Source organism: Micromonospora sp. WMMD1076, from assembly GCF_029581475.1.
In the GTDB taxonomy this organism is placed as follows: domain Bacteria; phylum Actinomycetota; class Actinomycetes; order Mycobacteriales; family Micromonosporaceae; genus Micromonospora; species Micromonospora aurantiaca.
On the sequence record NZ_CP120862.1, the window covers coordinates 6,103,539 to 6,127,760 of the forward strand.

The following is a 24,222-nucleotide window of genomic DNA, read 5'->3' on the forward strand; positions in this document are numbered from 1 at the left end:
GCCCGCGAGGCTACCCAGCCGGGCGGTGCGGGTGGGAAACGTTTCCCACCGCGCGGATGCGGGGCGACGGGAATCACAGGTCCGCCGCCCCGCCCGGTCACGTGTGGTCGGCCACCTCGCCGAGACGGCTGGCGACCAGCTCGTCCCGGATGACCGCCGCGTCCCCCTCGATCACCATCGTCAGCGACTCGGGGTGCAGGTAGGTGGCGGCCGCCGCGGAGACGTCCTCGACCGTCGCCGCGAGCAACTGCTCCCGCAGCCGCGCGTGGTAGTCGTCCGGCAGGTCGTGCACGACCAGCGTGGTCAGGGCCGCGGCGATGGCCCGGGGGCTCTGCAACTCGACCGAGAGCTGCCCGGCCCGCCAGGAACGCGCCACCTCCAGCTCGTCCTCGGTGACACCGGTGAGCTGGGTACGCGAGATCTCACCCACCGACTCGACGAGCGCCGGGGCGGTCACCGCGGTCTGCACGCCGGAGCTGACCGCGAACCGGCCGAACCGCCGGGACGAGGCGAAGTCGCCCCGGATCCCGTACGTGTAGCCGCGTACCTCGCGGATCAGGTGGTTGAGCCGGGACGTGAACGCGCCGCCGAGCACGGTGCCGGCGAGCGTCATCGGCACGTGGTCCGGGTGGGCGCGATGCGGGGACGGGTGGCCGAGCCGCAGCGTGGACTGCACCGAGCCGGGCCGGTCGACCAGGATGACCCGGCGCCGCCCGGCCAGCGGCACGTCGATCGGGCCGCCGCGCTCCACCGGGCCGCCGCCGGCCCCGGCGAACGCCGTCGCGGCGAGCGCGTCCAGGTCGATCCGCTCCAGGTCACCGGCGACGACGAGCGTGCCGGGGCGGATGAACCACTCCGAGTGGAAGACTGTGACGTCGTCCACCTCCAGCGCGGCCACGCTGTCCGGGTCGCCGTAGAGCGGGCGGCCCCACCGGTGCTCCGCGCCGAACAGCTCGGCCCGCAGCACCGCGTCGGCACGCGGGCCGGGGTTGGCCCAGTCCATCCGCAGCGCTGTCGCCTCGTCGTCGCGTACGCGCAGCACGTCGGCCGGGTCGAGCCGGGGCGTACGGACCGCCTCGGCCAGCAGCTCCACGGCGGCGGTCAGCCGGTCCACCGGCACCTGCACGCTCACCTGGAACGAGTCCCAGTCGAGCCCGGTCGCCAGCTCGGTGCCGAGCGCCTCGATGGCCAGCGCGTACGCGGTGGCGTCCCGCTGCGCGGTGCCCTCCTCCAGCGCCTTGGCCAGCACCGCGCCGAGGCCCTCCTTGCCGACCGGCTCCCGGCCCGCGCCGCCGTCGAGCAGCAGCAACGCGACGGCGAGGTTCTGCCCGGGCAGGTGCGCGGCGACCACCTGGCCGCCGGCCACCGTCCGCCGGACCACCTGCGGGAACCGGTAGGCGCGGGCGGCGCCGGGGCCGGGACGGGTGGCGATCAGCGACATCAGTTCTCCTCGGGCAGGTAGGTCAGGATCACCCGGTCGGAGGCGCCGAGCAGCTCGGCGGCCTGCTCGGCGATCTGCTCCGCGGTCACCGCGAGCCAGGCCGGCAGCCGGTCGGCCGCGCGGGCCGGGTCGCCGAACTGGGTGGCGTAGCGGCCGAGCGTGTCCGCCCGGCCGTCGACAGTGGACATCTGCCGCCACCACATGGTGCTCAGCAGCGCCTTGGCGCGGTCCAGCTCGGCGGCGGTCACCGGCACCGTGGCCAGCTCGTCGACCACCTCGGCCAGCCCGTCGCGCAGCCGCTCGGCGCTCACCCCGGGGCGGGCCGTGGCGGTGGCGATCAGCGGGGCGGGCGCGTGCGCGAGGTCCACCCCGTACGCGCCGACCAGGTCCGGCTGGGCGATCCGCTCACCGTCGGCGAGCCGCTGGTAGAGGCGGCTGCCCCGGCCGCTGCCGAGCACGGTGCCCAGCACCGTTGTCACGTCGTACCCCAGGGTGCCGAACGGGTGGGTGCGGTGCGCGACGTAGACGCGGGGGGCGGGCACGTCGGCGGTGACCGTCTCCACCGCCGGGCGGCCGGTGGCGGGCACGGTGCGGCCGTCCGGCGCGGCCGGGATGTCGGCGCGCGCGGCGAGACCGCCGAAGTACTTGTCGGCGAGCGCGAACACCTCCGCCGCTTCCGTGTCGCCGACCACTGTGAGGACCGCGTTGTTCGGCGCGTAGTAGGTGCTGTGGAACTCCTGGAAGGTGGCCAGGTCGGCGGCGTTCAGGTCGGCCATCGACCCGATCGTCGCGTGGTGGTACGGGTGGCCCGGCGGGTAGAGCAGCGGCAGCAGCCGCAGCCAGGCGTCGCCGTACGGCACGTTCTCGTAGCGCTGGCGGCGCTCGTTCTTCACCACGTCGCGCTGGTTGTCCAGCGTCTCCTGGGTCAGCGCCGGCACCAGCCCGCCCATCCGGTCGGCCTCCAGCCAGAGCGCCAGTTCCAGGTGCTCGGCCGGGACCGTCTCGAAGTAGTTGGTCCGGTCCGGGTTGGTGGTCGCGTTGAGCGAGCCGCCCGCACCCTGGATCAGCTTCATGTGCTCGGTCTTCGCCACGTTCACCGAGCCCTCGAACATGAGGTGCTCGAAGAGGTGGGCGAAGCCGGTCTGTCCCGCCGGCTCGTGGCGTGAGCCCACGTCGTACCAGAGGTTGACCGCCACGGCCGGGGCGGTGCGGTCCTCGCTCACCACCACACGCAGGCCGTTGTCCAGTCGGGTCGTCTCGATCGGCCAGGGGAAACCGCTGTCGGGCATGAGACGACGCTATCCGATCTCGGAGGCGGAAAGGTGACACGCGCGCCGGAGCATCGTCGGTGCGCGCCGGGGTACCCGTGCGGGCGTCGCCCGACCTGGGTCGCGGCCTGGCCGAGGCGGGCGCGGCGGTGGCCGGCGACGAGCCCCGGCTGGTGCTGGCGGTGGGCCGGTGGCGGCCGTTCGGCGAGGTACGCCTCGACGACGAGCGCGGCGCCGCCGAGGACGCCGCGCTCGCGTTCGACCCGATCGGCAACGTGCCGCCGGGGTTGCGTCCGACCGGCCCGCTGGCCCGGCTGCGGGCCGACAGTTACCGGGGTTCCCGCCGGGGGCGGGGTGCCGGGCTCAGTCGGGCGGCTCGACGGGGGTGACTGTCTCCTCGGAGGTGCGGTGCTCCAGCACCGTGTCGGGGGCGGCGTTCCGGTCCGCCTCGCGGATGTCGGACTCGGTGAGGATCGCGTCGGCCTGGGCCTCCGCGTCGTCGCTGCCCACCGCCGCCTCCTCCGGCAGCAGATGCGCTCGGGACTCGATCCGTTCCTGGTCACTCGGGTCATGGCTCGTGGTCATGACGATCACTTACCCCGCGTTCCGCACTTCGGAACGGAGCGGGACTTCCGGCGCGGGTCGGGTACGCTGGCCGACGTGACGCGGTCGTATCGATGGTTTAGGCAGCCGGCTGGAGGAGCCGGTGACTCGACCATGAGCTGACGTCACCACCTCTTCGAGCCGGCCGGGCAGGGATTCTTTTCCCTGCCCTTTCGTATGCGAGCAGCCGGCTCGATCCCCCGGACCCGGCACGGGGGCACGGTCGGCGGAAGGAATCCCCACCGTGACCACGTCCCAGGACGTCCATCGGGTCATCGACCAGCGCATCGACCGTGTGGTGCCGCTGACCACCCCGGCCCTGCTGCACCACCACCTGCCGCTTGAGACCCCGCTGGCCGAGGCCGTCGTGGCGGGCCGCCGTGCCGTCGGCCGGGTGCTGGACCGCGACGACGACCGGCTGCTCGTCGTCGTCGGCCCCTGCTCCGTGCACGACCCGGCCGCCGCCCTGGAGTACGCGGGCCGGCTGCGCGAGGCCGCCGCCCGGGTCGCCGACGACCTGCTCGTGGTGATGCGTGTCTACTTCGAGAAGCCGCGCTCGACCGTTGGCTGGAAGGGCCTGATCAACGACCCGGCGCTGGACGGCTCCGGCGACGTGAACACGGGCCTGCGTACCGCGCGGGCGCTTCTGCTCGACGTGCTGCGGCTGGGCCTGCCGGTGGGCTGCGAGTTCCTCGACCCGATCACCCCGCAGTACATCGCGGACACGGTGGCCTGGGGCGCGATCGGCGCGCGGACGGTGGAGAGCCAGGTGCACCGGCAGCTCGCCTCCGGGCTGTCCATGCCGATCGGCATGAAGAACCGCCCGGACGGCAGCATCGCCACCGCCGTGGACGCGATCCGTGCCGCCGGGGTGCCGCACGTCTTCCCCGGCATCGACGTCTCCGGAACCCCGGCGATCATGCACACCCGGGGCAACGCGGACGGGCACCTCGTGCTGCGCGGCGGGGGCGGCCGGCCGAACTACGACGCGGAGTCGGTGGCCGGGGCGCTGGAACTGCTGCGGGCCGCGGGCCTGCCGGAGCGGGTGGTGGTCGACGCCAGCCACGCCAACAGCGGCAAGGACCACCGCAACCAGCCGCTGGTCGCCGCCGACGTGGCCGCGCAGCTCGCCGCCGGCCGGCGCGGGATCGTCGGGATCATGCTGGAGAGCTTCCTGGTGCCGGGACGGCAGGACCTGGACCCGACCCGCGAGCTGACGTACGGCCAGTCGGTCACCGACGCCTGCATCGGCTGGGACGCCACCGCCGAGGTCCTCGACCACCTCGCCCAGGCCGTCCGGGCCCGCCGGGCCACGCTCCCGGCACCGGCCTGAGCGGGGTTGGGGCGAGTTTGACCGGTTCGGTGCCGGGTAGGTGGTCGGCGTGACCGATGACGCGCCCGTGACCGAGCAGCCCGACACCAGGCCGCTCGACGACCTGCTCGACGACATCTACCACGGCCAGGAGCGGATCACCCAGGCGGACATCTACCGCCGGGCGGTGGCCGCCGAACTCCCCGCGGAGCTGCTCACCCGGATCGCCGCGCTCCCCCAGGGCGAGTACGCGGCGGACGAGGCGGCGGATCTGCTGGGCGGCACGGTCGCCTGAGCCCCCGGAAGACCGAGAGGACGCGACATGACCGACCGCAACCCCGACCACGAGCATCTGGCGGCGCTCGGCCAGCCCCCGGAGGGCGTCGACACGCTGCCGGAGCCGGACTTCGCCAACGAGCACGACCGCACCGCTGTGGACCGGGACGTCGTCACCGGGGAGGACGAGGACGAGCGGGAGCCGGAGGCGTCGCGCGGCTGGGCCGGGGAGGACCACGGCACCACCCCCACCTGACGGTGGGGGACGCGGAAGGGGGCCGGCGAGCGCCGGCCCCCTTCCGCGTTTTCGGGTCACGCCTCGTGGCGACCGCCCTCGGCCGCCTGCTGGGCGACCGCGTACCCCATCTGGAGGAAGTCGGAGGCGGCCACCGTGGTCAGCGCGGTGGCGACCAGCCGGGTCAGCCGGGGCGCCAGCACGAGGCCGCCGGTCAGCCCGGTGGCCACCCAGACGGCGAGGCAGAACGGGCAGCTCACCAGCTCGCCGAGCGCGTGCCGGGTCGGGCTGCCCTCGTCGCGGACCTGTTCCATCACCTCGCCGCTGCCGATCGGGCGGTCGTAACGGGTGAACGGCGCCCGCAGCGGGCTGGTGATCGCGTCCTTGGACAGCAGCCGGCTGAGCTTGTGCGTGGCGATCGAGAGCAGCACCACGTCAGCGGGCGTGGGTCGATCGGGCACCGGGCGGCCGGTCGCGCGGACCAGCCCGACGAGCGCGGCTGTGACACCGGCGTACGTGCCCATCGCCTTCAGGTAGCCCTCCAGCGGCCGGTGCTCGTGCGGCGCGTACGCCTGGCGCAGGCGCGCCACCTTCTGCTTCAGGCCACTCCCGGTCAACCCGGCCTCCTCGTGCTCGTCGTGCTCGTCGTGCGGGCCGGGCTCAACCGGCGGTCAGGTTTTCGGCCACCTCGCGGTCGAGGTTGGCCAGGATCTCGTCGGCCAGGTCGTGGTCCGGCCCGGCCAGGTCCAGCCGCACCCGGGCGCCGCCCGCGCCGGCCGGCTCCACGTCGATCTCGGCGGACCAGTCCGCGGCGCTCCACCGGGCCCGCATGTCGTCGGCGTCGACGACCTCGACCCGGCAGGTGCCGGAGCTGCGCAGCCGCTCGGGCAGCCAGGCCGCGGAGCGGTCCGGATCGGTGGCGGTGTTGAACACCACCTCCGGCGGCGCGGACATGCCGCGCTCGGCGTGGCCGGCCATCAGGCGTCCCGCAGCCGGCTCGGGTCGACCTCCCGGCCGGGGTGCCGGGCCAGGTACTCCGTCTCCAGTTCGGCGGTGCGCCGCAGGTGGTTGGCGAGCGCCGAGTCGGTGGCGTGCCGCAGCGTGTCCAGCCGGGTGCGGTGCAGGCTCTGCATCTCCCGGACCAGGTCGTCGTCACCCAGCTCCACCGGGTCCACCCCGAGCTGCTCGCCGTCCGCGTCGACGGTACGGGCGTGGTCGCCGTCCCACTCCGCGACCCGCTGTTCCGGACTCGCGTCCCGGCGTACCGATTCGGTCATCGTCGCCCCCTCGTCTCGTTCGGGTTGGCACCTGTTCGGATGCCCAGCGGGCGTGTCACCAAACCCCGCCCGGACTACGACGCCGTGTCGGAGACGCCCGGCGGCCCCGGTACTCTCGTTGGCATGAATCGGCTCTGGACACCGGCGTGGATCGTCCGCCACGTGGCCATGGTCGTGCTCGTGGTGGGTTTCCTCGGCCTGGGCTGGTGGCAGGTCACCCGCGCCGCCGGGGGGAACGCGCTCAGCTTCGGTTACGCGATCGAATGGCCGGTGTTCGCCGCCTTCGTGGTCTTCGTCTGGTGGCGCGAGGTCCGCCAGACGCTGCGCGCCGCCGACCCGGCGGCGTCGGCGGACCCGGCGGCGTCGGACCGACCCGCGCCGTCGGACGCTCTCGCGCCGCCGGTGACCGCCGCCACCCCGGCGGTACGCCGGCCGGTGCGGGTCGTGCGGGTGCCGGCCGCCCCGGCCGGCGGTGCGGACGACGCCGAGCTGGCCGCGTACAACAGCTACCTATCCTGGTTGAACGCCAATCCGGGCGCCCGGCCCGGCGACTATCCCGGCTGAGGCCGGTGCGGAAGGACGGACGACGGTGGGCGGAGCCCTTACCCGGTACCGCGTGATCGCCTGGATCGTGGGCGTGGCGCTCGTGGTGCTGGTCCTGATCGGCATGCCGCTGAAGTACGGCTTCGACAACCCGAGCGTGGTGGCCGTGGTCGGCGTGGCGCACGGCTGGCTGTACATGCTCTATCTGGCGCTCACCTTCGACCTGTCGCGCCGGGCGAACTGGCCGCTGAAGCGGATGCTGCTGGTGATGCTCGCCGGCACCGTGCCGTTCGTCTCGTTCTACGCCGAGCGGCGGGTGAGCCACTGGGTGGCCGCCGAGAGCCGGCCGCGTACGCCGGAGCCGGTCGCGGGCTGACCGCGTCTCACCGGACCGGCCGCCACGGCTCGGCCGCCGGCGGGTCGGCCCAGCCACCCAGCCGCGCCGCCTCCCGGGCCCGCCCCAGCGCGCGGGCGACCTGGCCGAACTGCCGCTCGTCGTCGCTGCTGAACAGCAGCACCTCGGTGCCGCGCACCCGTCCCCACAACTCGTGCGACGGGGGCCGCACGCGGTCGCCGATCAGCACGAGCAGCATCGGCACCAGCCCGACGGCGCCGAGCATGAGGTACGCCCCGGCGGTGAGCCGGTGCAGGCCGCCGGTGAAGCCGAGCAGCAGGCCGACCGCGGCGATCATCGCGGCGGACACGGCGACCGCCCGGATCGCGAGCCGGTCGTGCGGCCCACGGTCGGTCCGGAGCTGGGTGATCTCGGCCACCGGCCAGCTGTTGCGGCCGACGGTGAAGCGCTCGGCGGTGACGACGATGCCGGGCCGGCCGTAGAGCAGCCTGGGTGCGGCCGGTCGCGGCGAGCGGGGCGGCTGGGTGGCGGAGCGGTCGGTCTGCACGGCGGCCTCCCGGGAGCAGGGATCCCGTGGTGGGATGTCCCGTCCGGGCTTCATTGTGTTGGCCTCGCGCCACCTGACCTCGGGGTTTCGGCGGTCACGGGGGTCACCGGGCCGGCCCTGCCCGCCGGGACCCGAGAACGATTTCCGTCTTTTTCGTGACTTCGCCAGGCGCCGCCTGGCGACATCCGCCCAGAACGACGAATCGGGCGAGTCGCCTCATCCACCCACCGGTTCCCCCTCATCACTTTCCGCCACTTTGCCAACTTTCGCCCCTGCTTGAACTCCCGGCTACTGCGATCACGGGTTAGGTTGTCCAGGTCGGCCCGGTCGACAGCCGTCCACCCGGACGGCCCCGGGCCGGTGTCGCCGGGTCGCGAACGCGCCCGGCGACCGGTGGGAGAGGAGCTTTCCGCTCTTGTCGTCCTTACGGATGCTGCTCCGCTCGCTGGCGGTGGCCGGCCTCTCGGCCGCGCTGCTCGCCCCGGCGCAGGTGGCCCGGGCCGAGCCGACCCCCGCCGAGCTGACGAAGCAGATCGAGAAGTCCTCGACTGAGCTGGAGCGAATCGTCGAGTCCTACAACAAGCTCAACGAGGACATCAAGGCCAACAAGGCCACCGCGGCCAAGTTGGAGGCCCGCATCGGGCCGTTGCAGGAACAGGCCGAACGCAGCCGCGCCGACGTGGGCGTGCTGGCCGCGACTGCGTACAAGACCGGTGGCATGCGCACCGCGGCGGCCCTGCTGGACCCGGGCGGCCAGGCCACCCTGCCGGAGCGGCTGGGCACGCTCGACCAGCTCACCCGCCAGCGGCAGCGAACCATCAACAGCTTCACCGCCGACCAGCAGCGGCTGATCGACCAGAAGACCCGGCTGGACGTCACGCTCGCCCGGGAGGCGGCGCAGGCCAAGCAGCTCAAGTCAGCGAAGACGCGGATCGAGGCGGACCTGTCCGACCTCTACGAGATGCGGCGCAAGGCGTACGGGCGGGCCAACGAGGCGCCCGGCAACCCCAGTTCGGCGGGCAAGCCCCCGGCCGTCTCCGGCGACGCCGGTGTGGCGGTGCGGTACGCCTACGGCGCGGTCGGCAAGCCCTACGGCTACGCCCAGGACGGCCCCGGCAGCTACGACTGCTCGGGCCTGACGCTCGCCGCGTGGCGGGCGGCCGGGAAGTCGCTGCCGCACAGCGCGGCGCGGCAGTGGGGGGCCACCACGCGGATCACCCGCAGTCAGCTCCAACCGGGCGACCTGGTGTTCTACTCCGGGCTCGGGCACGTGGCGCTCTACGTCGGCAACGGCCAGATCATCGACGCGCCGAGCGCCGGGCGCAACGTCAGCAAGCGCGGCATGAACATCATGACGATCGCCGGCTACGGCCGGGTCTGAGCACCGCGAAGACGGCGAACGGCCGGCGTCCCCCTGTCGGACGCCGGCCGTTCGCCGTTCGTTGTCACGACCAGGTCAGGCCGCCTGGAGCCCCTCCGCGCGAGCCAGCTCACGCAGCCGGCCGAGAGCCTGGATCTCCAGCTGGCGGATGCGCTCACGGGACAGCGAGAACCGCGACGCGACCTCGGTCAGCGAGTGCTCCCGCCCGTCCTCCAGGCCGTACCGCGCCCGCATGATGCCGGCGGAACGGTCGTCGAGGTGGTTGAGCAGGCCCTCGATCCGCTGCCGCTCCAGGCCGGTCAGCACGATCTCCTCGGGCGACGGCGCGTCGCTGTCGGCGACCAGGTCACCGAGGTTGGTGTCGCCGTCGTCGCCCACCGGGGTGTCCAGCGAGACGGTGTCCTGCGACCAGCGGACCAGCTCGTTGACCCGCTCGACAGTCACGCCGAGCGCGGTCGCGATCTGCTCCGGCTCCGGGTCGCTGCCCAGCTCACGGGTGAGCTGCCGGGCCACGTTGCGCATCCGGTTGACGTCCTCGACCAGGTGCACGGGGAGCCGTACGGTCCGCTCCTGCTGGGCGATCGCCCGGCTGATGGCCTGACGGATCCACCAGGTCGCGTAGGTGGAGAACTTGAAGCCCCGCTCGTAGTCGAACTTCTCGACCGCCCGGACCAGGCCGGTGTTGCCCTCCTGGATCAGGTCCAGCATGGGCATCCCGGAGCGCACGTAGCGCCGGGCGATCGACACGACCAGTCGCAGGTTCGCGCGGATGAACAGGTCCTTCGCGCGCTCCCCCTCGACGACCAGCCGCTCCAGGTCCTCCCGGTCGACGCCGTCGGGGATCCGGTCCTCGTCGAGCAGGTGCTCGGCGTAGAGGCCCGCCTCGATCGCCTTCGAGAGGTCGACCTCCCGGGCGGCGTCGAGCAGCGGCGTCCGGGAGATCTCGTGCAGGTAGACGCCGACCAGGTCCCGCTCCTCGGCGACCTCGTCGGTACGCATGCCGATGTTCTTGTCCACGATTGCCACGGTCCCCTCGCTCGCGCCGGTTGCCCGGTTCCTTGCCATCCCCACGTTCATCAGCCCTCCCCGTAACCTCCGCTGTGCCCGTAGGTGCTGACACCTACACAACAGATGTGACGCGTCGGGGATTCCATGTCGTGAGTCGAAACTGTCACGAATGCCTGAGTAGTAGCTGAGAGCCCGGTCCATGTTTCCTGTTACCGGCCCGGTTCGGGCGGCTAGCGGGCGCCGTTTTCGGCGCACACCGGAGCTGCGAAATCGCCGATCGCCCATGGAATGGCACCATTGCCTGTTCCATGAACACAGCGAGCCGCGTCACCGAGTCGTTGCGATCCTGGTCACTGCGAGATACGCGCCTGCGGACCGGTCGGTTCAGCCATGCTCAAGGATTACCCTCCGCCTCGTTGAACAATCCGTGCGGGAGGAGTCGTCCCCTCCCTGCACGTGATACGCGTCGCACCCGCCTGGCGGATGCGCCGGGCGGGTGGATCGGGCGGGTGGATCGGGCGGGACCGGGCCGGCCCGCGGCGGGGCCGGAACGGTCAGGAGGCGAGCAGTTCGAGCGCGCCGCGTACCTGGTGGGCGGAGCGGGCCAGCGCGGCCCGGGCGGCCGGCACCTCGGCGCCGGAGACGAGCGCGACGAGCGCGGTCTTGAGGTCGCCGTCGGCCTCCCGCAGGGCGACCCGGCACACCTCCTCGGCGCAGCCGGTGGCCTCCATGAGAATCGAGATCATGCGGCCGCGCAGTTTGGCGTTGGTCGCCACCATGTCGATCATGAGGTTCGAGTAGACCCGGCCCAGACGCACCATCACGGCCGTGGAGAACGTGTTGAGCACCAGCTTCTGCGCCGTGCCGGCCTTCATCCGGGTCGACCCGGTGACCACCTCCGGCCCGGTGTCCACCCCGATGAAGACGTCCACCGACGCGGCGGCCTCGGCCTCCGGATTCGCGCAGAGCAGCACCGTACCGGCCCCCTGCGCCCGGGACGCGGCGAGCGCCCCGAGGACGTACGGGGTGCGCCCGCTGGCCGCCAGGCCCACCACGAGGTCGCCGCGGCGTACGCACTCGACGGCGTCGGCGGCGCCACCGCTCTCGTCGTCCTCGGCGTCCTCGACGGCCCGCCACATCGCGTCCGGGCCCCCGGCGAGGTGCGAGCAGAACCAGTGCCGAGGCGAGTTGAACGTCGGCGCCAGTTCGGCCGCGTCCAGCACGCCGAGGCGACCGGAGGTGCCGGCCCCGAAGTAGTGCACACGGTGCCCGTCGCGCAGCGCGGCCACGGCCAGGTCGACCGTCTCGGCGATCTCGTCCAGCACCGCGGCGACCGCGGCCGGCACCCGCCGGTCCGCCTCGTTGATCACGGTGAGCACGTCCCGGGTGGACATCAGGTCGAGGTCGACGCTGTGCGGGTTGCGCCGCTCGGTCGGCGCGCCGACGCGCACCACCGGTCGCACCGCCGCCACGCCGTCCCGCTCCACCCGACCCGCCGTCATCCCCGCCTCCGCCCGGGGCCGACCCGGTGCGACTGGACCGCCTCGGCGGTGGCCTCCAGGGCCTTCTTCGTCCGGGCCCGGCTGCGGGCGGCCACGCCGACGAAGAGGCAGTCGACCACTGTGAGCTGAGCCAACCGGCTGGCGGTCGCGCCGGAGCGGTATGTCGTCTCCCGGGCGGCAGTGGTGAGCACGTGGTCCGCGACCTCGGTGATCGGCGAGCGCGGGAAGTTGGTCAGCGCCACGGTCGTGGCACCGCGCGCCCGGGCCTGCTCCAGCACCTCGATGACGTCGGACGTGGTGCCGGTGTGCGAGATGCCGACCGCCACGTCGCCGCGGCCCAGCAGGGCGGCGGAGGTGAGCGCGGTGTGCACGTCCGGGAAGTAGAACGCGATGCGGCCGATGCGGTGCAGCTTCTGCTGGAAGTCGGAGGCGACGAAGCCGCTGGCACCCGCGCCGTAGACGTCGATCCGGCCGGCCGCGCCGATCGCCTCGACCACTCGCTCGCAGACCGCCGGGTCGAGCTGCTCGGCGGTCTCCTCCACGGCCCGGGCGTCGTTGAACGCGATCGTGGCGATGATCTGGGCGAGGTCGGCACCCGGCGGGATGTCGCCGCCGACCACCCGCGCGTCCGGCGGCTCGACCCGGCGGGCGGCCTCGGCGGCGAGCCGGATCCGCAGCTGGGGGTAGCCGTCCATGCCGACCGAGCGGCAGAAGCGGATCACTGTCGCCTCGGACGTCTCGGCGGCGGTGGCGAGGTCGGTGATCGTACGCCGGGCCGCGTCCGCCGGATCGGCGACGACCAGCCGGGCCACCCGCTGTTCGGCCGGGGACAGCGAGGGCAGCAGGCCGCTGATGTGGACGATCAGTCCACCGGGCTCGTGACTCGCAGAAATCTTCGAACTCTTCGCCACGGATGAAACTTACTTTCACACGGCGTGAGCGTCAACCATGACACCGCGTATCGGGAAATTTACCGTCTTCCGTGCCCGCCCCCGGGCCAAGGATCCCATTGTCGCAGCCCCGCCACCTCATCCGCTCCGGTCGAGTCACTCCTGCCCGCCCGACGTGCCGGTCCGCCGTCGCGCGGCAGGACCTGCCTGGTCGGCCTCGACCGGACGGGCCGGACGGGCCACCGGTCCGCCGGCAGGGCGGTTTGGCTAGCGTGTGTCCATGACGGAACGCACGGTGCTGGTGACCGGAGGCACGGGTGGGCTCGGCGGCGCGGTCACCGCCGCCTTCCTCGACGCGGGCTGGCGGGTGGTCGTACCCCAGCGGGAGCCCGGCACGGACGACGGCCCGGTCCGGGTCGTGGCCGACCTGCTGACGCCCGAGGGGGCCGCGCGGGCGGTCGGGGCCGCGACCGCCGAGCCGGCCGCGCCGCTGCGCGCGGTGGTCAACCTCGTCGGCGGGTACGCCGCCGGCGCACTGGTGCACGAGACCCCGGTCGAGGACTTCGAGCGGATGCTGCGGCTCAACCTGCGCCCGACGTACCTGGTCACCCACGCGGCGCTGCCGCACCTCATGGCGTCCGGCGGCGGCGCGGTGGTGTGCGTCTCGGCCCGGGCGGCGGTCACGCCGTTCCCCGGCGCCTCCGGCTACGCCACCGCCAAGGCCGCGGTGCGGGCGTTCGCCGAGACGGTCGCGGTCGAGTACCGGCAGCGCGGCGTGCGGTGCAACACCGTGCTGCCGAGCGTCATCGACACCCCGGCCAACCGCGCCGCCCAGCCCGACGCCGACCACGGGCGCTGGGTACCGCCGGCCGAGATCGCCGAGGTGATCCGCTTCCTGGCCTCCCCCGAGTCCGCGCCCACGAGCGGCGCGAGCATCCCGGTCTACGGGCGGGCCTGAACCGGCACCGGCCCGTCCCGCCCGGCGCCACCGGCCGGACGGCGCGGGCCGGCCGGAGCCGGACCGGGACCGGCTGACGGATCGTCGGGCAGCCACTCGCTCAGGTGCGCCCGGATCCGGCGGGCCACCTCCTCCGGCGGGCCGTTGCCGTCCACCACCACGAAACCGCCGTACTCCGGCAGCCCGCGGTAGGCGGCGTCCGCGGCGGTCAGCCACGCCATCGTCTCGTGGTCGGTGCCGCGCCGCTCGATCCGCCGGTACGCCTCGGCGGGGTCGACGGTGAGCAGGAACGTCACCCGGGGCGCCGGGAAGATCCGGTAACCGGCCCGGGCCAGCCGCTCCCACCGCTGCCCGCCGTGCGCCCGGATGCTGGCGTACTGACAGACGGACCACCTGTCCATCACCGCGGTACGCCCGGTCACCAGGCAGCTGAGCAGCGCGAGCGCGATGGCCAGCCAGCGCAGCACCGACTCGACCACGAGCAGGCCGTCGCGCCCGACGAGCCGCTGCGCGTCCGGACGGCCGAGCCGCTGGGCGATACGGCCGAGCCAGCGGCGGCCACCGGCGTTGCGGTGGTAGGTGGCGGGACGGCCGGCGGCGGTGAGCGCCTGGGCGAGCCGGTGGGCCTGGGTGGTCTTACCTGAGCCGTCGATGCCGATCAGGGCGACGGCGCGCAGTCGGGCCCTGCCCCGCCGCGTCCGCAGTGAGCTGGCCACCCTCCCGAGGTTATCCGACCGATGCTCACACGAGCCCGTATGTCGCCTTCCTGCCCTGACGGGCCGATCGCGCCGCAACAGGTGTGACCGGAGCGTCCGCCGGGTACGCATCGTGGTCCCACCGCAGATATGACGACGAGGGAGCCGCAGATGGCCGAGCGCGGGGACGAGACCCTGGTGCACACGCTGAAGAAGGTCGCCGCCGTGCTCAAACAGTCCGAGATCCCGTTCGCGCTCGGTGGCAGCTTCGCGGTGTACGCGCACGGCGGCCACTCCAGCGACCACGACGTGGACTTCCTGCTCCGCGAGGCGGACGTCGACCGGGCACTGGAGACGCTGGTCGAGGCCGGCTTCACCGCCGAGCGCCCGCCGGAGGACTGGCTGGTCAAGGTCTACGACGAGGACCGGATGGTGGACCTGATCCACCGGCCGGTGGAGACGCCGGTGACCGAGGAGACGTTCGCCGACACGATCGTGCGCCCGGTCGACGCGATCCACATGCCGGTGCTCTCGGCCAGCCAGCTCATGGTGCACAAGCTGCTCAGCTTCTCCCAGCACTACTGCGACTTCGCCCGCGCCCTGCCGCTGGCCCGTTCGCTGCGGGAACAGATCGACTGGGAACGGGTACGGAAGGAGACGCAGCACTCGCCGTACGCGGAGGCGTTCCTGGTGCTGCTCGACCGGCTGGACGTGCTGCCCGGCGGCGCGCCCGGCGGAAGGGAGACCCTGTGACCGGACTGTCCGGCGACGTTCCCCCCGACGAGTACGTCGAGGCGGAGATCCAGAGCATGCTGACCGAGGACCCCACCGTGGCCGAGCAGGGCATCACCGTGGTGCGGCGGGAGAACGGACTGGTGCTCTACGGCGAGGTGGAGAGCCGGCACCGCCGGGAGGAGATCCTGCGGCGGGTGGCCGAACGTTTCCCGGACACGCCCGTGACCAGCGACATCGGCGTGATCCGTACGCAGGCGCCCACCCAGGTCGAGGAGTTGCCGTGAGGGAGGTTCGATGGTGATCCGGATCGCCGCCGTGGGCGACGTGCATCTGGACGAGGACGTGGTGGGCCGGTTCCGCCCGGCGCTGGAGGAACTGCCCGGCTGCGCCGACGTGCTGCTGCTCGCCGGTGACCTGACCCGGCACGGCACCGAGGCCGAGGCGCGGTGCGTGGCCCGTGAGTTCGGTGACCTCGGCGTACCGGTGATCACCGTGCTCGGCAACCACGACCACCAGTGCGACGAGGTGCCGCAGGTGGTGAAGGTGCTGGAGGACGCCGGGATCACCGTGCTGGAGGGCACCGGCACCGTGGTGGACACCCCCGGCGGACGGCTCGGGGTCGCAGGCGTGAAGGGGTTCGGCGGCGGGTTCGCCGGGCGGTGCGCCAGCGACTTCGGCGAGCCGGAGATGAAGGCGTTCGTGCGGACCACCCGGGAGAGCGCCGACGCGCTCACCGACGCGCTGCTCTCGCTGGAGTGCGACGCGCTCGTCGCGCTGACCCACTACTCCCCCGTGCCGGACACGCTGGCCGGCGAGCCGCTGGAGATCTACCCGTTCCTCGGCTGCTACCAGCTCGGCCAGGCGATCGACTCCGCACCTACCGCGCTGGCGCTGCACGGGCACGCCCACCACGGCACCGAGCGCGGCACCACACCGGGCGGGGTCCGGGTCCGCAACGTGGCCCACCCGGTGATCAAGCAGGCGTACAGCATCTTCCACCTGGGCGGTGATCAGCTCGACTGAGCGGGAGGTTTCCGGTATCGGGCGCACGGGTATTCAGCCGACATGGAGCTGATTCTCTGGATTCTCGCAGTCGTACTGGTGGTCGCCGGAATTCTCGCCCTGTTCCGCCGGCAGATCCTCTGGGGCATCGTCCTCATCGTCGTCGGCCTGCTGGTCGGCCCGGGTGGCGTCAGCATCTTCAACACGTAACAGCGGTCCTCGTACCCGCCGGGGTCGCCGGGCCCGGGTGTTCCGTCCTGCCGGACCGGAACGTCCGGGCCGGGTGACTCCGGCTTTTCCGCGTCCGGGTCCGGCGGCGTCCCGGGCGTTTGCCGGGCCAGTCGAGCGGAAACATCTCGGCCATGGAGATGTCGCAGAGTGTCGCCCGGCGCACCACCGGAGCCCGCCAGTGGTTGGCGTTGCTCGGCTTCGGCGCCGCCACCTTCGCCGCCGCCGCGATCGGCGGGCTGGGTGTCCAGGGCACCTCCGCCGAGTACCAGGGCCTGGAGCAGCCCGCCTGGGCACCGCCGTCGTGGCTGTTCGGCCCGGTCTGGACAGTGCTCTACGCGCTCATCGCGATCGCCGGCTGGCTGGTCTGGCGGCGGGCCGGTTTCGGCCCCGCGCTCTGGGCCTGGGTCGTACAGCTCGTGCTGAACGCGATCTGGACCCCGCTGTTCTTCGGCGCCGGGGCGTACGGGCTGGCGTTCGCCGAGATCGTGCTGATGTGGCTGGCGATCGGGGTGACCGTGGCCCTGTTCCGGCGCGTCTCCCGGCCGGCCACGCTGCTGATGCTGCCGTACTGGGCCTGGGTGACGTTCGCGTCCGCGCTGAACTTCGCGGTGTGGCGGCTGAACTCCTGACCGGTACGGGCGCGGGGGCCGCTCGCCCCCGCGCCCGCCGGGTTCAGCAGCGGGGTACGCCCGGGATGTAGCCGTCGTACCCGGTGTAGACGTAGGCGTCGGAGATGAACCGGCCGGAGCCGATCCGGTCCCAGATCGAGCTGGTGCCGTACGTGCCGGTCACGCTGGTGCCGCTGGTCTGGCACTGGATGGTGACCTTCGCCCCGTCGGCCACGGTGCCGACCGAGCTGTAGCCGGTGCCGGGGCCGGAGCGGACAGTCAGCGGGGAGCCGGCCGTGTTGACGGTGCCCTGACCGGTGTTCGACCCGCCGCAGCCGTTGTCGCTGGTGTAGGTCTTGGTGCCCCAGTAGAGCGCCTGCGCCCCATTGAACTTGATCTTCACAGCGCTGCCGTTGAGGCGCTGCTCGTAGTGCAGGTGCGGGCCGGTGGAGCCGCCCGTCGTGCCGACGTACCCGATCACCCGGCCGTAGCCGACCGTCTGCCCGACGGAGACGTTGAAGGCGTTCAGGTGGGCGTAGTAGGTGGTGTACCCGCCACCGTGGTTGATCCGGACGTACTTGCCGTAGCTGGTGTTGCCGAGGTTGGTGACCACGTCGACGGTGCCGGGCGCGCTGGCCACCACCGGGTCACCCAGGTCGTCGGTGCGGTTGAAGTCGATCGCGTTGGCCGGGCTGTGGTTGGTCCGGGTCTGGCCGGACCAGGACTGGTTGCACGGGAACGGGACCTTGAACGTCGGCGCGGCCATCGCCGGCGCCGCCGGCACCAGGGTCGCCGCCAGGACCGCCGTGCTCGCCCCGAGGGCGAGCCATCGCTTCCGCATCCACTACCTCCAATGTTGAAAGTCTTCAATGTGGTGTAGACATCCTGACAGAAAGTTCCGCCTGCGGGAAGTTTCGTGGGAGCGCACCCAGCACCAGCGGTAAGGGTTTCGGGATTGTTACCTGGCCGTGTCCGGTTAGGGGTGGACCCGACACGATGCAAGCGCTTACATGTGGGGACGACCATCGGACCGGCGCGGGTTTCGATCCCCTCCATGCGCCGGCAAGGAAGGAGATCGGCATGGCGTTTGCCAGATCGCGCCAGGCGCTCGCGGTCGCCGGCGTCCTGGGGCTGGCGCTCGGCGTCGCCGCCTGCGGCACCGGCAACGACAAGAAGAGCGGCAACGCGGGCTCGGCCGAGTGCGGCGCATACGAGAAGTACGAGGGTCACGACGGCAAGAAGGTCACGATCTACTCCTCGATCCGTGAGATCGAGGACGAGCGCCTCCAGCAGTCCTGGAAGGAGTTCGAGGACTGCACCGGCATCGAGATCGACCACGAGGGCTCCGGCGAGTTCGAGGCCCAGCTGCCGGTCCGGGTCGACGGCGGCAACGCCCCCGACATCGCCTTCATCCCGCAGCCGGGTCTGCTGAAGCGGTTCGTCGACTCGGGCAAGCTCAAGCCGGCCGGCGCCGACACCAAGGCCATGGCCGAGCAGAACTACTCCGCCGACTGGCTGAAGTACAGCACCGTCAACGGCCAGTTCTACGGCGCCCCGCTCGGCTCCAACGTGAAGTCCTTCGTGTGGTACTCGCCGAAGACCTTCAAGGAGAAGGGCTGGACCGTCCCCACCACGTGGGACGACCTGATCAAGCTCTCCGACCAGATCGCGGCGAGCGGCACCAAGCCGTGGTGCGCCGGCATCGAGTCCGGTGACGCCACCGGCTGGCCGGCCACCGACTGGATCGAGGACGTGCTGCTGCGTACCGGCGGCCCCGAGGTCTACGACAAGTGGACCACCCACGGGATCCCGTTCAACGACCCGCAGGTGGCCGACGCACTCAACCGGGCCGGCACCATCCTGAAGAACGAGAAGTACGTCAACGGCGGCTTCGGCGGCGTGAAGAGCATCGCCACCACCTCGTTCCAGGAGGCGGGCACGCCGATCACCAGCGGCAAGTGCGCGCTGCACCGCCAGGCGTCCTTCTACGCCAACCAGTGGCCCGAGGGCACCAAGGTGGCCGAGGACGGCGACGTCTTCGCGTTCTACTTCCCGGCCATCGACCCGGCCAAGGGCAAGCCGGTGCTGGGTGGCGGCGAGTTCGTCGCGGCTTTCGCCGACCGTCCCGAGGTCCAGGCGGTGCAGACCTACCTGGCCTCCGGCGAGTTCGCCAACAGCCGCGCCAAGATCGGTGACTGGGTCTCCGCGAACAAGAAGCTGGACCTGAACAACGTCCCGAACCCGGTGGACAAGCTCTCCGTGGGCATCCTCCAGGACGAGAAGACGGTCTTCCGCTTCGACGGCTCGGACCTGATGCCGGCCGCGGTCGGCGCCGGCACCTTCTGGAAGGGCATGGTGGCCTGGATCAACGGCAAGGACACCAACGCCGTCCTGAACGACATCGAGGGCAGCTGGAAGTGATCTAGCAGGTGGTCCGGTCCGCGTCGCGGACCGGACCACCTCTGCTAGCCGAACCCTTGAGGGAGGGTCGATGGAGTTCGACTTCGCGGCGGAGCAGCCGAAGTTCCTCATGCTGATGTACGGGCTGATCGCCTTCGTCGCGGTGGTGGGCGGACTGCTCCTGCTCCTCGACGTGGTGCCGTCGTTCTTCGCCCGGCGCCGGGAGGCACAACTGGTCGCGGCCTCGGCCAGCGGCGCGCCGCTGCCCCGCCGGCGCAAGCAGCGCGAGGGCACGTTCGCGTTCTTCTTCCTGTTGCCGACGCTGCTGCTGCTCGCCGTCGGGCTGGTGGTTCCCGCCATCCGCACCACGCTGCTCTCCTTCATGGACTCCGGCAGCAACAACTGGGTGGGCCTGGACAACTACCGCTGGATGTTCGCCGAGGACTCGATCGTCCGAGTTCTGATCAACACGCTGATCTGGGTGCTCCTGGTGCCGCTGGTGGCCACCGGATTCGGCCTGATCTACGCGGTCCTGGTGGACAAGGCCCGGTTCGAGGCCGTGGCCAAGTCCCTGATCTTCCTGCCGATGGCGATCTCGTTCGTCGGCGCCTCCATCATCTGGAAGTTCGTCTACGCCTACCGGGGCGAGGGCGACCAGATCGGCCTGCTCAACCAGATCGTGGTGAGCCTGGGCGGCGAGCCGAAGCAGTGGCTGCTGGACTCGCCACTCAACACGTTCCTACTCATCGTGATCATGGTGTGGATCCAGGCCGGTTTCGCGATGGTGGTGCTCTCCGCCGCGATCAAGGCCATCCCGGCCGACATCGTCGAGGCGGCCCGGCTGGACGGCACCACCCCGTGGCAGATGTTCTGGCGGATCACCATGCCGAGCATCCGGCCGGCGCTGATCGTCGTGGTGGTGACGCTGTCCATCGCGACGCTCAAGGTCTTCGACATCGTCCGGACCGCCACGAACGGCAACTACGACACGAACGTGATCGCGACCGAGATGTACAACCAGGCGTTCCGCTACCAGGAGAACGGGCAGGGCTCGGCGCTGGCGGTGTTCCTGTTCGTCCTGGTGATCCCGATCGTGATCTACCAGATCCGCAACCTGCGCAAGCAGCGGGAGGGCTGAGATGACCACCGCCACGCCCACCGTCGGAGTCGGCGCCCAGGCCACCGAGCCGAGCACCCGGGGCGCCCGGGTGCGCAAGCGCCTGAACAGCCGTACCGCCACGCTCGTGTCGATCGTGATCGCGGTGCTCTGGACGATCCCGACCTTCGGCCTGTTCATCTCCTCGATCCGGCCGGAGAACGAGATCAAGACCACCGGGTGGTGGACGTTCTTCAGCAACCCGCAGGTCACCCTGGACAACTACCAGGAGGTGCTGTTCAGCCGCGGCTCGTCCGGGCAACTGGCCAGCTACTTCATCAACTCGCTGGCGATCACCATCCCCTCGGTGCTCTTCCCGCTGGCCTTCGCGTCACTCGCCGCGTACGCGCTGGCGTGGATGAACTTCAAGGGGCGGGACTGGGTCTACATCGGGATCTTCGCGCTCCAGATCGTGCCGTTGCAGATGGCCCTGGTGCCGCTGCTGCGGTTCTTCTCCACCGGCGTCACCGTCGCCGGGGTGCAGATCCTCCCCGCGTGGGACCTGGTCGACGAGCAGAAGTTCGCCCAGGTGTGGTTCGCGCACACCTGCTTCGCGCTTCCGTTCGCCGTGTTCCTGCTGCACAACTTCATCTCGCAGCTCCCCGGCGACCTGATGGAGGCGGCCCGGGTCGACGGGGCCACCCACCCGAAGATCTTCCGCACCATCGTGCTGCCGCTGATCACGCCCGCGCTGGCGGCGTTCGGCATCTTCCAGTTCCTCTGGGTCTGGAACGACCTGCTGGTCGCGCTGATCTTCGCCGGCGGCGGCGACGAGACCGCCCCGCTGACGGTCCGGCTGGCGGAGCTGGCCGGCACCCGGGGCAACGAGTGGCAGCGGCTGACCGCCGGCGCGTTCGTGTCGATCGTCGTACCGCTGATCGTGTTCCTGTCCCTCCAGCGCTTCTTCGTGCGAGGTCTGCTCGCCGGCAGCGTCAAGGGTTGATCCGGCGCCCCGCCGCCGGCACGGCCGGCGGCGGGGCCCGGGTCACAGCGGGGAGGCCACGATGACCAAGATTGACGACGTCGCGCGCCTGGCCGGGGTCTCCACGGCCACCGTCTCCCGGGCGCTGCGGGGCCTGCCGACGGTCTCGGCCGCGACCCGCCGCCGGGTGCTCGCCGCCGCCGAACAGCTCCAGTACGCGGTGTCGCCCAGCGCGAGCCGGCTGGCCGGCGGCCGGACCGGCACGGTGGCGGTGGTGGTGCCCCGGATCACCAGGTGGTTCTTCGGCACAGTGGTCGAGGCGGTCGAGGAGTTCCTCCAGGACAGCGGCTACGACCTGCTGCTCTACAACCTCGGCGGCCGGGAGCAGACCCGGCAGCGGGTGTTGCGCACGGCCAGCCTGCACAAGCGGGTGGACGCGATCATCCTGGTCGCGACCCCGCTGCGCGCGGCCGACGTGCACGCGCTGACGAAGCTGGACCTGCCGGGCGTGACGATCAGCTCCGGCAGCGAGGTGCCCGGGTGGCCCTGCGTCCGGATCGACGACGTGGCCGCCGCCCGCACCGCCACCCGCCATCTGCTCGACCTCGGCCACACCCGGATCGCGCACATCTCCGGCGACCCGGACGACGAACTGGCCTTCACCACCCACCTGGATCGGCGGCGCGGCTACCAGGAGGCGTTACGGGCCGCCGGGCTACGGCCCGACCCGAGCCTCGACGTCGAGTCGCGGTTCACCATCGACGGGGGCACCCGCGCCACTGCCGAGTTGCTGGCCCGGGGCGAGCCGCCGACGGCCATCTTCGCCGCGTGCGACGAGATGGCGATGGGCGCGATCACCGCGCTGCGCGACGCCGGGCTGCGGGTGCCGCAGGACGTGAGCGTGATGGGCATCGACGACCACGACCTCGCCGGCGTGCTCGGGCTCTCCACGATCGCCCAGCCCGCCGCCGACCAGGGGTCGCTCGCCGCCCGCATCCTGCTCGACCCGCTCGGCGTACGGGCCGCCGAGCCGTACCCGGGCCTGGTGCCCGCGCCGCGCGGCCCCGACACCGACGACGGGACACCGCCCCCGGTGATCCTGCCCACTCGCCTGGTCGTGCGCGAATCGACAGCGCCACCCCGGGCACACTGAACGAACTCGCTCGTCCCGCACCACCCAGACAGGAGTAAGGCGCTGAACACCGACGCGACGCAGCAGGCCCCGGGCACCGGCTGGTGGACCGAGGCGGTCATCTACCAGGTCTACCCGCGCTCGTTCGCCGACTCCGACGGCGACGGCATCGGCGACCTGCCGGGCATCACGTCCCGGCTCGACCACCTCGCCGAGCTGGGGGTCGACGCGCTCTGGCTGTCCCCGTTCTACCCGTCCCCGCAGGCCGACGCCGGGTACGACGTGTCCGACTACCGCGACGTCGACCCGCTGTTCGGCACGCTCGCCGACGCCGACAAGCTGATCGCCGAGGCGAAGGCCCGCGGGCTGCGGGTGATCGTCGACCTGGTGCCCAACCACACCTCCTCCGCCCACCGCTGGTTCACAGCGGCGGTGGAGGCCGCGCCGGGCAGCCCGGAGCGGCAGCGCTACGTCATCCGCGACGGCAGGGGCCCGGACGGCACCGAGCCGCCGAACGACTGGGTGAGCGTGTTCGGCGGCCCCGCCTGGACCCGGCTGCCCGACGGGCAGTGGTACCTGCACCTGTTCGACTCCGGCCAGCCCGACCTCAACTGGGACAACCCGGAGGTGCGCGCGGAGTTCCTCGACGTGCTGCGCTTCTGGCTGGACCGGGGCGTGGACGGCTTCCGGGTGGACGTGGCACACGGCCTGATCAAGCAGGCCGACCTCGCCGACTGGCAGGAGCCGCAGGAGATCCTCTCCGGCAGCGAGGTGGACAAGCCGCGCCCGCCGATGTGGGACCAGGACGGCGTGCACGAGATCTACCGGGAGTGGCGGCGGGTGCTCGACTCGTACCCCGGTGAACGGATCCTGGTCGCCGAGGCGTGGGTGGAGCCGGCCGAGCGGCTGGCCCGGTACGTGCGCCCGGACGAGATGCACCAGGCCTTCAACTTCGAGTACCTGATGGCCGCGTGGACCGCGCCGGCCCAGTACGCGGTGATCACCCGCTCGCTGGAGGCCACCGACTCCGTCGGCGCGCCCACCACCTGGGTGCTGTCCAACCACGACGTGGTCCGGCACGCCTCCCGGCTCGGGCTCGGCACCGCCGGCGGCCGGGCCAACGGCGTCGGCGCTGACGACCCGCAGCCGGACGCCGCGCTGGGCCTGCGCCGGGCCCGGGCGGCCAGCCTGCTGATGCTCGCGCTGCCCGGCTCCGCCTACCTCTACCAGGGTGAGGAACTCGGGCTGCCCGAGCACACCACGCTGCCCGACGAGGCCCGGCAGGACCCGACCTGGAAGCGCAGCGGGCACACCGAGCGCGGCCGGGACGGCTGCCGGGTACCGATCCCGTGGGAGGCGGACGCCCCGTCGTACGGCTTCGGGCCGACCGACGCGAGCTGGCTGCCCCAGCCGCCGGTGTGGGCCGAGTACGCGCTGGACCGGCAGCGCGGCGTGCCCGGGTCGACGTACGAGCTGTACCGGACCGCGCTGCGGCTGCGCCGTGAGCACGCGCTGGCCCGGGGGCCGCTGCGGTTCCTGTCCTCCGGCGACGAGGTGCTCACGTTCACCAACGGCGACCTCACCGTGCTGACCAACTTCGGCACCGACCCGGCGCCGCTGCCGGCCGGGGCCGAGGTGCTGGTGTCGAGCGCGCCGCTCGACGGCTCCGCGGTGCCCACCGACGCGACAGTCTGGTTCCGGGTGTAAGGAAGGGCCCCTTATTAACGCCTCCGGTAGAGGAGGGG

Annotated in this window: 29 protein-coding genes and 1 pseudogene; 18 read left to right on the plus strand and 12 right to left on the minus strand. The window is 72.2% G+C overall.

Annotated elements, in window-relative coordinates; all coding sequences use genetic code 11:
• Window positions 1-97 precede the first annotated feature (97 nt).
• Window positions 98-1,441 (minus strand): pitrilysin family protein, encoded by a 1,344-nt coding sequence (locus O7622_RS27590; protein WP_282311016.1) that lies wholly within the window; start codon window positions 1,439-1,441, stop codon window positions 98-100.
• Window positions 1,441-2,730 (minus strand): pitrilysin family protein, encoded by a 1,290-nt coding sequence (locus O7622_RS27595; protein ID WP_282311017.1) that lies wholly within the window; start codon window positions 2,728-2,730, stop codon window positions 1,441-1,443. Before O7622_RS27595 ends, O7622_RS27590 begins: the two co-directional genes overlap by 1 nt.
• A gap of 59 nt (window positions 2,731-2,789) precedes the next feature.
• Here O7622_RS27595 and O7622_RS27600 point away from each other — a divergent pair, with 59 nt between their 5' ends.
• Window positions 2,790-3,098 (plus strand): hypothetical protein, encoded by a 309-nt coding sequence (locus O7622_RS27600; protein WP_282311018.1) that lies wholly within the window; start codon window positions 2,790-2,792, stop codon window positions 3,096-3,098.
• Here the strand turns inward: O7622_RS27600 and O7622_RS27605 are convergent.
• Window positions 3,073-3,294: a hypothetical protein gene (locus tag O7622_RS27605; protein ID WP_282311019.1), complete on the minus strand. Its 222-nt coding sequence runs from the start codon at window positions 3,292-3,294 to the stop codon at window positions 3,073-3,075. The genes O7622_RS27600 and O7622_RS27605 overlap by 26 nt on opposite strands.
• A gap of 253 nt (window positions 3,295-3,547) precedes the next feature.
• On the opposite strand from O7622_RS27605, the gene O7622_RS27610 reads away from it, so the two are divergent.
• The 3 genes from O7622_RS27610 to O7622_RS27620 are packed head-to-tail and all read left to right on the plus strand — an operon-like array spanning window position 3,548 to window position 5,156.
• Window positions 3,548-4,645: a 3-deoxy-7-phosphoheptulonate synthase gene (locus tag O7622_RS27610; RefSeq protein WP_282314248.1), complete on the plus strand. Its 1,098-nt coding sequence runs from the start codon at window positions 3,548-3,550 to the stop codon at window positions 4,643-4,645.
• 49 nt (window positions 4,646-4,694) lie between these two features.
• Entirely contained in the window at window positions 4,695-4,919 is a 225-nt protein-coding gene (locus O7622_RS27615) for a hypothetical protein (protein ID WP_013288143.1), read from the plus strand.
• Window positions 4,920-4,946: 27 nt separating this feature from the next.
• Window positions 4,947-5,156: a hypothetical protein gene (locus tag O7622_RS27620; RefSeq protein ID WP_030502248.1), complete on the plus strand. Its 210-nt coding sequence runs from the start codon at window positions 4,947-4,949 to the stop codon at window positions 5,154-5,156.
• Between the two features lie 56 nt (window positions 5,157-5,212).
• On the opposite strand, the gene O7622_RS27625 is transcribed toward O7622_RS27620, so the two are convergent.
• From O7622_RS27625 to O7622_RS27635, 3 genes are read right to left on the minus strand one after another with little or no spacing between them, the layout of a single operon-like run.
• Complete coding sequence (locus tag O7622_RS27625; protein WP_282311020.1) at window positions 5,213-5,752, minus strand: DUF1360 domain-containing protein; 540 nt, start codon at window positions 5,750-5,752, stop codon at window positions 5,213-5,215.
• Between the two features lie 43 nt (window positions 5,753-5,795).
• Entirely contained in the window at window positions 5,796-6,113 is a 318-nt protein-coding gene (locus tag O7622_RS27630; protein ID WP_282311021.1) for a hypothetical protein, read from the minus strand.
• Complete coding sequence (locus O7622_RS27635; RefSeq protein ID WP_013288147.1) at window positions 6,113-6,412, minus strand: DUF6158 family protein; 300 nt, start codon at window positions 6,410-6,412, stop codon at window positions 6,113-6,115. Before O7622_RS27635 ends, O7622_RS27630 begins: the two co-directional genes overlap by 1 nt.
• 123 nt (window positions 6,413-6,535) lie before the next feature.
• Between O7622_RS27635 and O7622_RS27640 the strand changes: the two genes are divergently transcribed.
• Together O7622_RS27640 and O7622_RS27645 are read left to right on the plus strand one after the other, a co-directional pair.
• Window positions 6,536-6,976, plus strand: coding sequence for a hypothetical protein (locus tag O7622_RS27640; RefSeq protein WP_282311022.1), 441 nt, complete (start codon window positions 6,536-6,538; stop codon window positions 6,974-6,976).
• Between the two features lie 25 nt (window positions 6,977-7,001).
• On the plus strand, window positions 7,002-7,331 hold the full coding sequence (locus tag O7622_RS27645) for a DUF3817 domain-containing protein (RefSeq protein ID WP_282311023.1): 330 nt from the start codon (window positions 7,002-7,004) through the stop codon (window positions 7,329-7,331).
• Between the two features lie 7 nt (window positions 7,332-7,338).
• On the opposite strand, the gene O7622_RS27650 is transcribed toward O7622_RS27645, so the two are convergent.
• Window positions 7,339-7,857 carry a DUF6232 family protein gene (locus O7622_RS27650; protein WP_282311024.1) on the minus strand — a complete coding sequence of 173 codons (519 nt, stop codon included), beginning with the start codon at window positions 7,855-7,857 and terminating at the stop codon, window positions 7,339-7,341.
• Between the two features lie 415 nt (window positions 7,858-8,272).
• On the opposite strand from O7622_RS27650, the gene O7622_RS27655 reads away from it, so the two are divergent.
• Window positions 8,273-9,238, plus strand: a complete 966-nt coding sequence (locus O7622_RS27655; protein WP_282311025.1) for an NlpC/P60 family protein — start codon at window positions 8,273-8,275, stop codon at window positions 9,236-9,238.
• 75 nt (window positions 9,239-9,313) lie between these two features.
• Here the strand turns inward: O7622_RS27655 and O7622_RS27660 are convergent, their stop codons facing one another.
• From O7622_RS27660 to O7622_RS27670, 3 genes are all read right to left on the minus strand, one after another.
• A complete protein-coding gene (locus O7622_RS27660; RefSeq protein WP_181726522.1) occupies window positions 9,314-10,303 on the minus strand; it encodes a sigma-70 family RNA polymerase sigma factor in 990 nt (329 codons plus the stop codon).
• Between the two features lie 497 nt (window positions 10,304-10,800).
• Window positions 10,801-11,748 carry an N-acetylmuramic acid 6-phosphate etherase gene (murQ, locus tag O7622_RS27665; RefSeq protein WP_282311026.1) on the minus strand — a complete coding sequence of 316 codons (948 nt, stop codon included), beginning with the start codon at window positions 11,746-11,748 and terminating at the stop codon, window positions 10,801-10,803.
• Window positions 11,745-12,659, minus strand: a complete 915-nt coding sequence (locus O7622_RS27670) for a MurR/RpiR family transcriptional regulator (protein WP_282311027.1) — start codon at window positions 12,657-12,659, stop codon at window positions 11,745-11,747. The genes murQ and O7622_RS27670 overlap by 4 nt, the downstream gene beginning before the upstream one ends.
• 259 nt (window positions 12,660-12,918) lie before the next feature.
• Here O7622_RS27670 and O7622_RS27675 point away from each other — a divergent pair, with 259 nt between their 5' ends.
• The gene (locus O7622_RS27675; RefSeq protein ID WP_282311028.1) at window positions 12,919-13,596 is read left to right on the plus strand and encodes an SDR family NAD(P)-dependent oxidoreductase; all 678 of its coding nucleotides are present in this window, start codon (window positions 12,919-12,921) and stop codon (window positions 13,594-13,596) included.
• Here the strand turns inward: O7622_RS27675 and O7622_RS27680 are convergent.
• Window positions 13,581-14,312 (minus strand): dTMP kinase, encoded by a 732-nt coding sequence (locus O7622_RS27680; protein WP_282311029.1) that lies wholly within the window; start codon window positions 14,310-14,312, stop codon window positions 13,581-13,583. The genes O7622_RS27675 and O7622_RS27680 overlap by 16 nt on opposite strands.
• Before the next feature lie 150 nt (window positions 14,313-14,462).
• Between O7622_RS27680 and O7622_RS27685 the strand changes: the two genes are divergently transcribed.
• The 5 genes and pseudogenes from O7622_RS27685 to O7622_RS27705 all read left to right on the plus strand — a co-directional run bounded on the left by O7622_RS27685 (window position 14,463) and on the right by O7622_RS27705 (window position 16,888).
• Complete coding sequence (locus O7622_RS27685) at window positions 14,463-15,044, plus strand: nucleotidyltransferase (RefSeq protein ID WP_282311030.1); 582 nt, start codon at window positions 14,463-14,465, stop codon at window positions 15,042-15,044.
• A 56-nt stretch (window positions 15,045-15,100) separates the two neighbouring features.
• Window positions 15,101-15,310 carry a hypothetical protein gene (locus O7622_RS27690; RefSeq protein WP_282314249.1) on the plus strand — a complete coding sequence of 70 codons (210 nt, stop codon included), beginning with the start codon at window positions 15,101-15,103 and terminating at the stop codon, window positions 15,308-15,310.
• Between the two features lie 10 nt (window positions 15,311-15,320).
• A pseudogene (locus tag O7622_RS27695) lies at window positions 15,321-16,101 on the plus strand (metallophosphoesterase).
• On the plus strand, window positions 16,092-16,238 hold the full coding sequence (locus O7622_RS27700; RefSeq protein ID WP_013288160.1) for a GPGG-motif small membrane protein: 147 nt from the start codon (window positions 16,092-16,094) through the stop codon (window positions 16,236-16,238). Before O7622_RS27695 ends, O7622_RS27700 begins: the two are co-directional and overlap by 10 nt.
• 152 nt (window positions 16,239-16,390) lie before the next feature.
• Window positions 16,391-16,888, plus strand: coding sequence for a TspO/MBR family protein (locus O7622_RS27705; RefSeq protein WP_282311031.1), 498 nt, complete (start codon window positions 16,391-16,393; stop codon window positions 16,886-16,888).
• Between the two features lie 43 nt (window positions 16,889-16,931).
• On the opposite strand, the gene O7622_RS27710 is transcribed toward O7622_RS27705, so the two are convergent.
• Complete coding sequence (locus tag O7622_RS27710) at window positions 16,932-17,708, minus strand: peptidoglycan DD-metalloendopeptidase family protein (RefSeq protein WP_282311032.1); 777 nt, start codon at window positions 17,706-17,708, stop codon at window positions 16,932-16,934.
• 239 nt (window positions 17,709-17,947) lie between these two features.
• Between O7622_RS27710 and O7622_RS27715 the strand changes: the two genes are divergently transcribed.
• The 5 genes from O7622_RS27715 to O7622_RS27735 all read left to right on the plus strand — a co-directional run bounded on the left by O7622_RS27715 (window position 17,948) and on the right by O7622_RS27735 (window position 24,184).
• Window positions 17,948-19,288 (plus strand): ABC transporter substrate-binding protein, encoded by a 1,341-nt coding sequence (locus tag O7622_RS27715; RefSeq protein ID WP_282311033.1) that lies wholly within the window; start codon window positions 17,948-17,950, stop codon window positions 19,286-19,288.
• A gap of 70 nt (window positions 19,289-19,358) precedes the next feature.
• Complete coding sequence (locus O7622_RS27720) at window positions 19,359-20,405, plus strand: sugar ABC transporter permease (protein ID WP_013288164.1); 1,047 nt, start codon at window positions 19,359-19,361, stop codon at window positions 20,403-20,405.
• A 1-nt stretch (window position 20,406) separates the two neighbouring features.
• Window positions 20,407-21,366, plus strand: a complete 960-nt coding sequence (locus tag O7622_RS27725; RefSeq protein WP_282311034.1) for a carbohydrate ABC transporter permease — start codon at window positions 20,407-20,409, stop codon at window positions 21,364-21,366.
• A gap of 61 nt (window positions 21,367-21,427) precedes the next feature.
• Entirely contained in the window at window positions 21,428-22,498 is a 1,071-nt protein-coding gene (locus tag O7622_RS27730) for a LacI family DNA-binding transcriptional regulator (protein ID WP_282311035.1), read from the plus strand.
• A gap of 42 nt (window positions 22,499-22,540) precedes the next feature.
• A complete protein-coding gene (locus tag O7622_RS27735; RefSeq protein WP_282314250.1) occupies window positions 22,541-24,184 on the plus strand; it encodes a glycoside hydrolase family 13 protein in 1,644 nt (547 codons plus the stop codon).
• The last annotated feature ends 38 nt before the right edge of the window (window positions 24,185-24,222 follow it).

Excerpts from the sequence above, each read along its gene's own strand:
- O7622_RS27590 (WP_282311016.1), bottom strand. The coding sequence starts at position 1,441 with ATGTCGCTGATCGCCACCCGTCCCGGCCCCGGCGCCGCCCGCGCCTAC.
- O7622_RS27595 (WP_282311017.1), bottom strand. The coding sequence starts at position 2,730 with ATGCCCGACAGCGGTTTCCCCTGGCCGATCGAGACGACCCGACTGGAC.
- O7622_RS27605 (WP_282311019.1), bottom strand. The coding sequence starts at position 3,294 with ATGACCACGAGCCATGACCCGAGTGACCAGGAACGGATCGAGTCCCGA.
- O7622_RS27620 (WP_030502248.1), top strand. The coding sequence starts at position 4,947 with ATGACCGACCGCAACCCCGACCACGAGCATCTGGCGGCGCTCGGCCAG.
- O7622_RS27630 (WP_282311021.1), bottom strand. The coding sequence starts at position 6,113 with ATGGCCGGCCACGCCGAGCGCGGCATGTCCGCGCCGCCGGAGGTGGTG.
- O7622_RS27635 (WP_013288147.1), bottom strand. The coding sequence starts at position 6,412 with ATGACCGAATCGGTACGCCGGGACGCGAGTCCGGAACAGCGGGTCGCG.
- O7622_RS27640 (WP_282311022.1), top strand. The coding sequence starts at position 6,536 with ATGAATCGGCTCTGGACACCGGCGTGGATCGTCCGCCACGTGGCCATG.
- O7622_RS27660 (WP_181726522.1), bottom strand. The coding sequence starts at position 10,303 with ATGGCAAGGAACCGGGCAACCGGCGCGAGCGAGGGGACCGTGGCAATC.
- murQ (WP_282311026.1), bottom strand. The coding sequence starts at position 11,748 with ATGACGGCGGGTCGGGTGGAGCGGGACGGCGTGGCGGCGGTGCGACCG.
- O7622_RS27675 (WP_282311028.1), top strand. The coding sequence starts at position 12,919 with ATGACGGAACGCACGGTGCTGGTGACCGGAGGCACGGGTGGGCTCGGC.
- O7622_RS27685 (WP_282311030.1), top strand. The coding sequence starts at position 14,463 with ATGGCCGAGCGCGGGGACGAGACCCTGGTGCACACGCTGAAGAAGGTC.
- O7622_RS27690 (WP_282314249.1), top strand. The coding sequence starts at position 15,101 with ATGCTGACCGAGGACCCCACCGTGGCCGAGCAGGGCATCACCGTGGTG.
- O7622_RS27700 (WP_013288160.1), top strand. The coding sequence starts at position 16,092 with ATGGAGCTGATTCTCTGGATTCTCGCAGTCGTACTGGTGGTCGCCGGA.
- O7622_RS27705 (WP_282311031.1), top strand. The coding sequence starts at position 16,391 with ATGGAGATGTCGCAGAGTGTCGCCCGGCGCACCACCGGAGCCCGCCAG.
- O7622_RS27710 (WP_282311032.1), bottom strand. The coding sequence starts at position 17,708 with ATGCGGAAGCGATGGCTCGCCCTCGGGGCGAGCACGGCGGTCCTGGCG.
- O7622_RS27715 (WP_282311033.1), top strand. The coding sequence starts at position 17,948 with ATGGCGTTTGCCAGATCGCGCCAGGCGCTCGCGGTCGCCGGCGTCCTG.
- O7622_RS27720 (WP_013288164.1), top strand. The coding sequence starts at position 19,359 with ATGGAGTTCGACTTCGCGGCGGAGCAGCCGAAGTTCCTCATGCTGATG.
- O7622_RS27725 (WP_282311034.1), top strand. The coding sequence starts at position 20,407 with ATGACCACCGCCACGCCCACCGTCGGAGTCGGCGCCCAGGCCACCGAG.
- O7622_RS27730 (WP_282311035.1), top strand. The coding sequence starts at position 21,428 with ATGACCAAGATTGACGACGTCGCGCGCCTGGCCGGGGTCTCCACGGCC.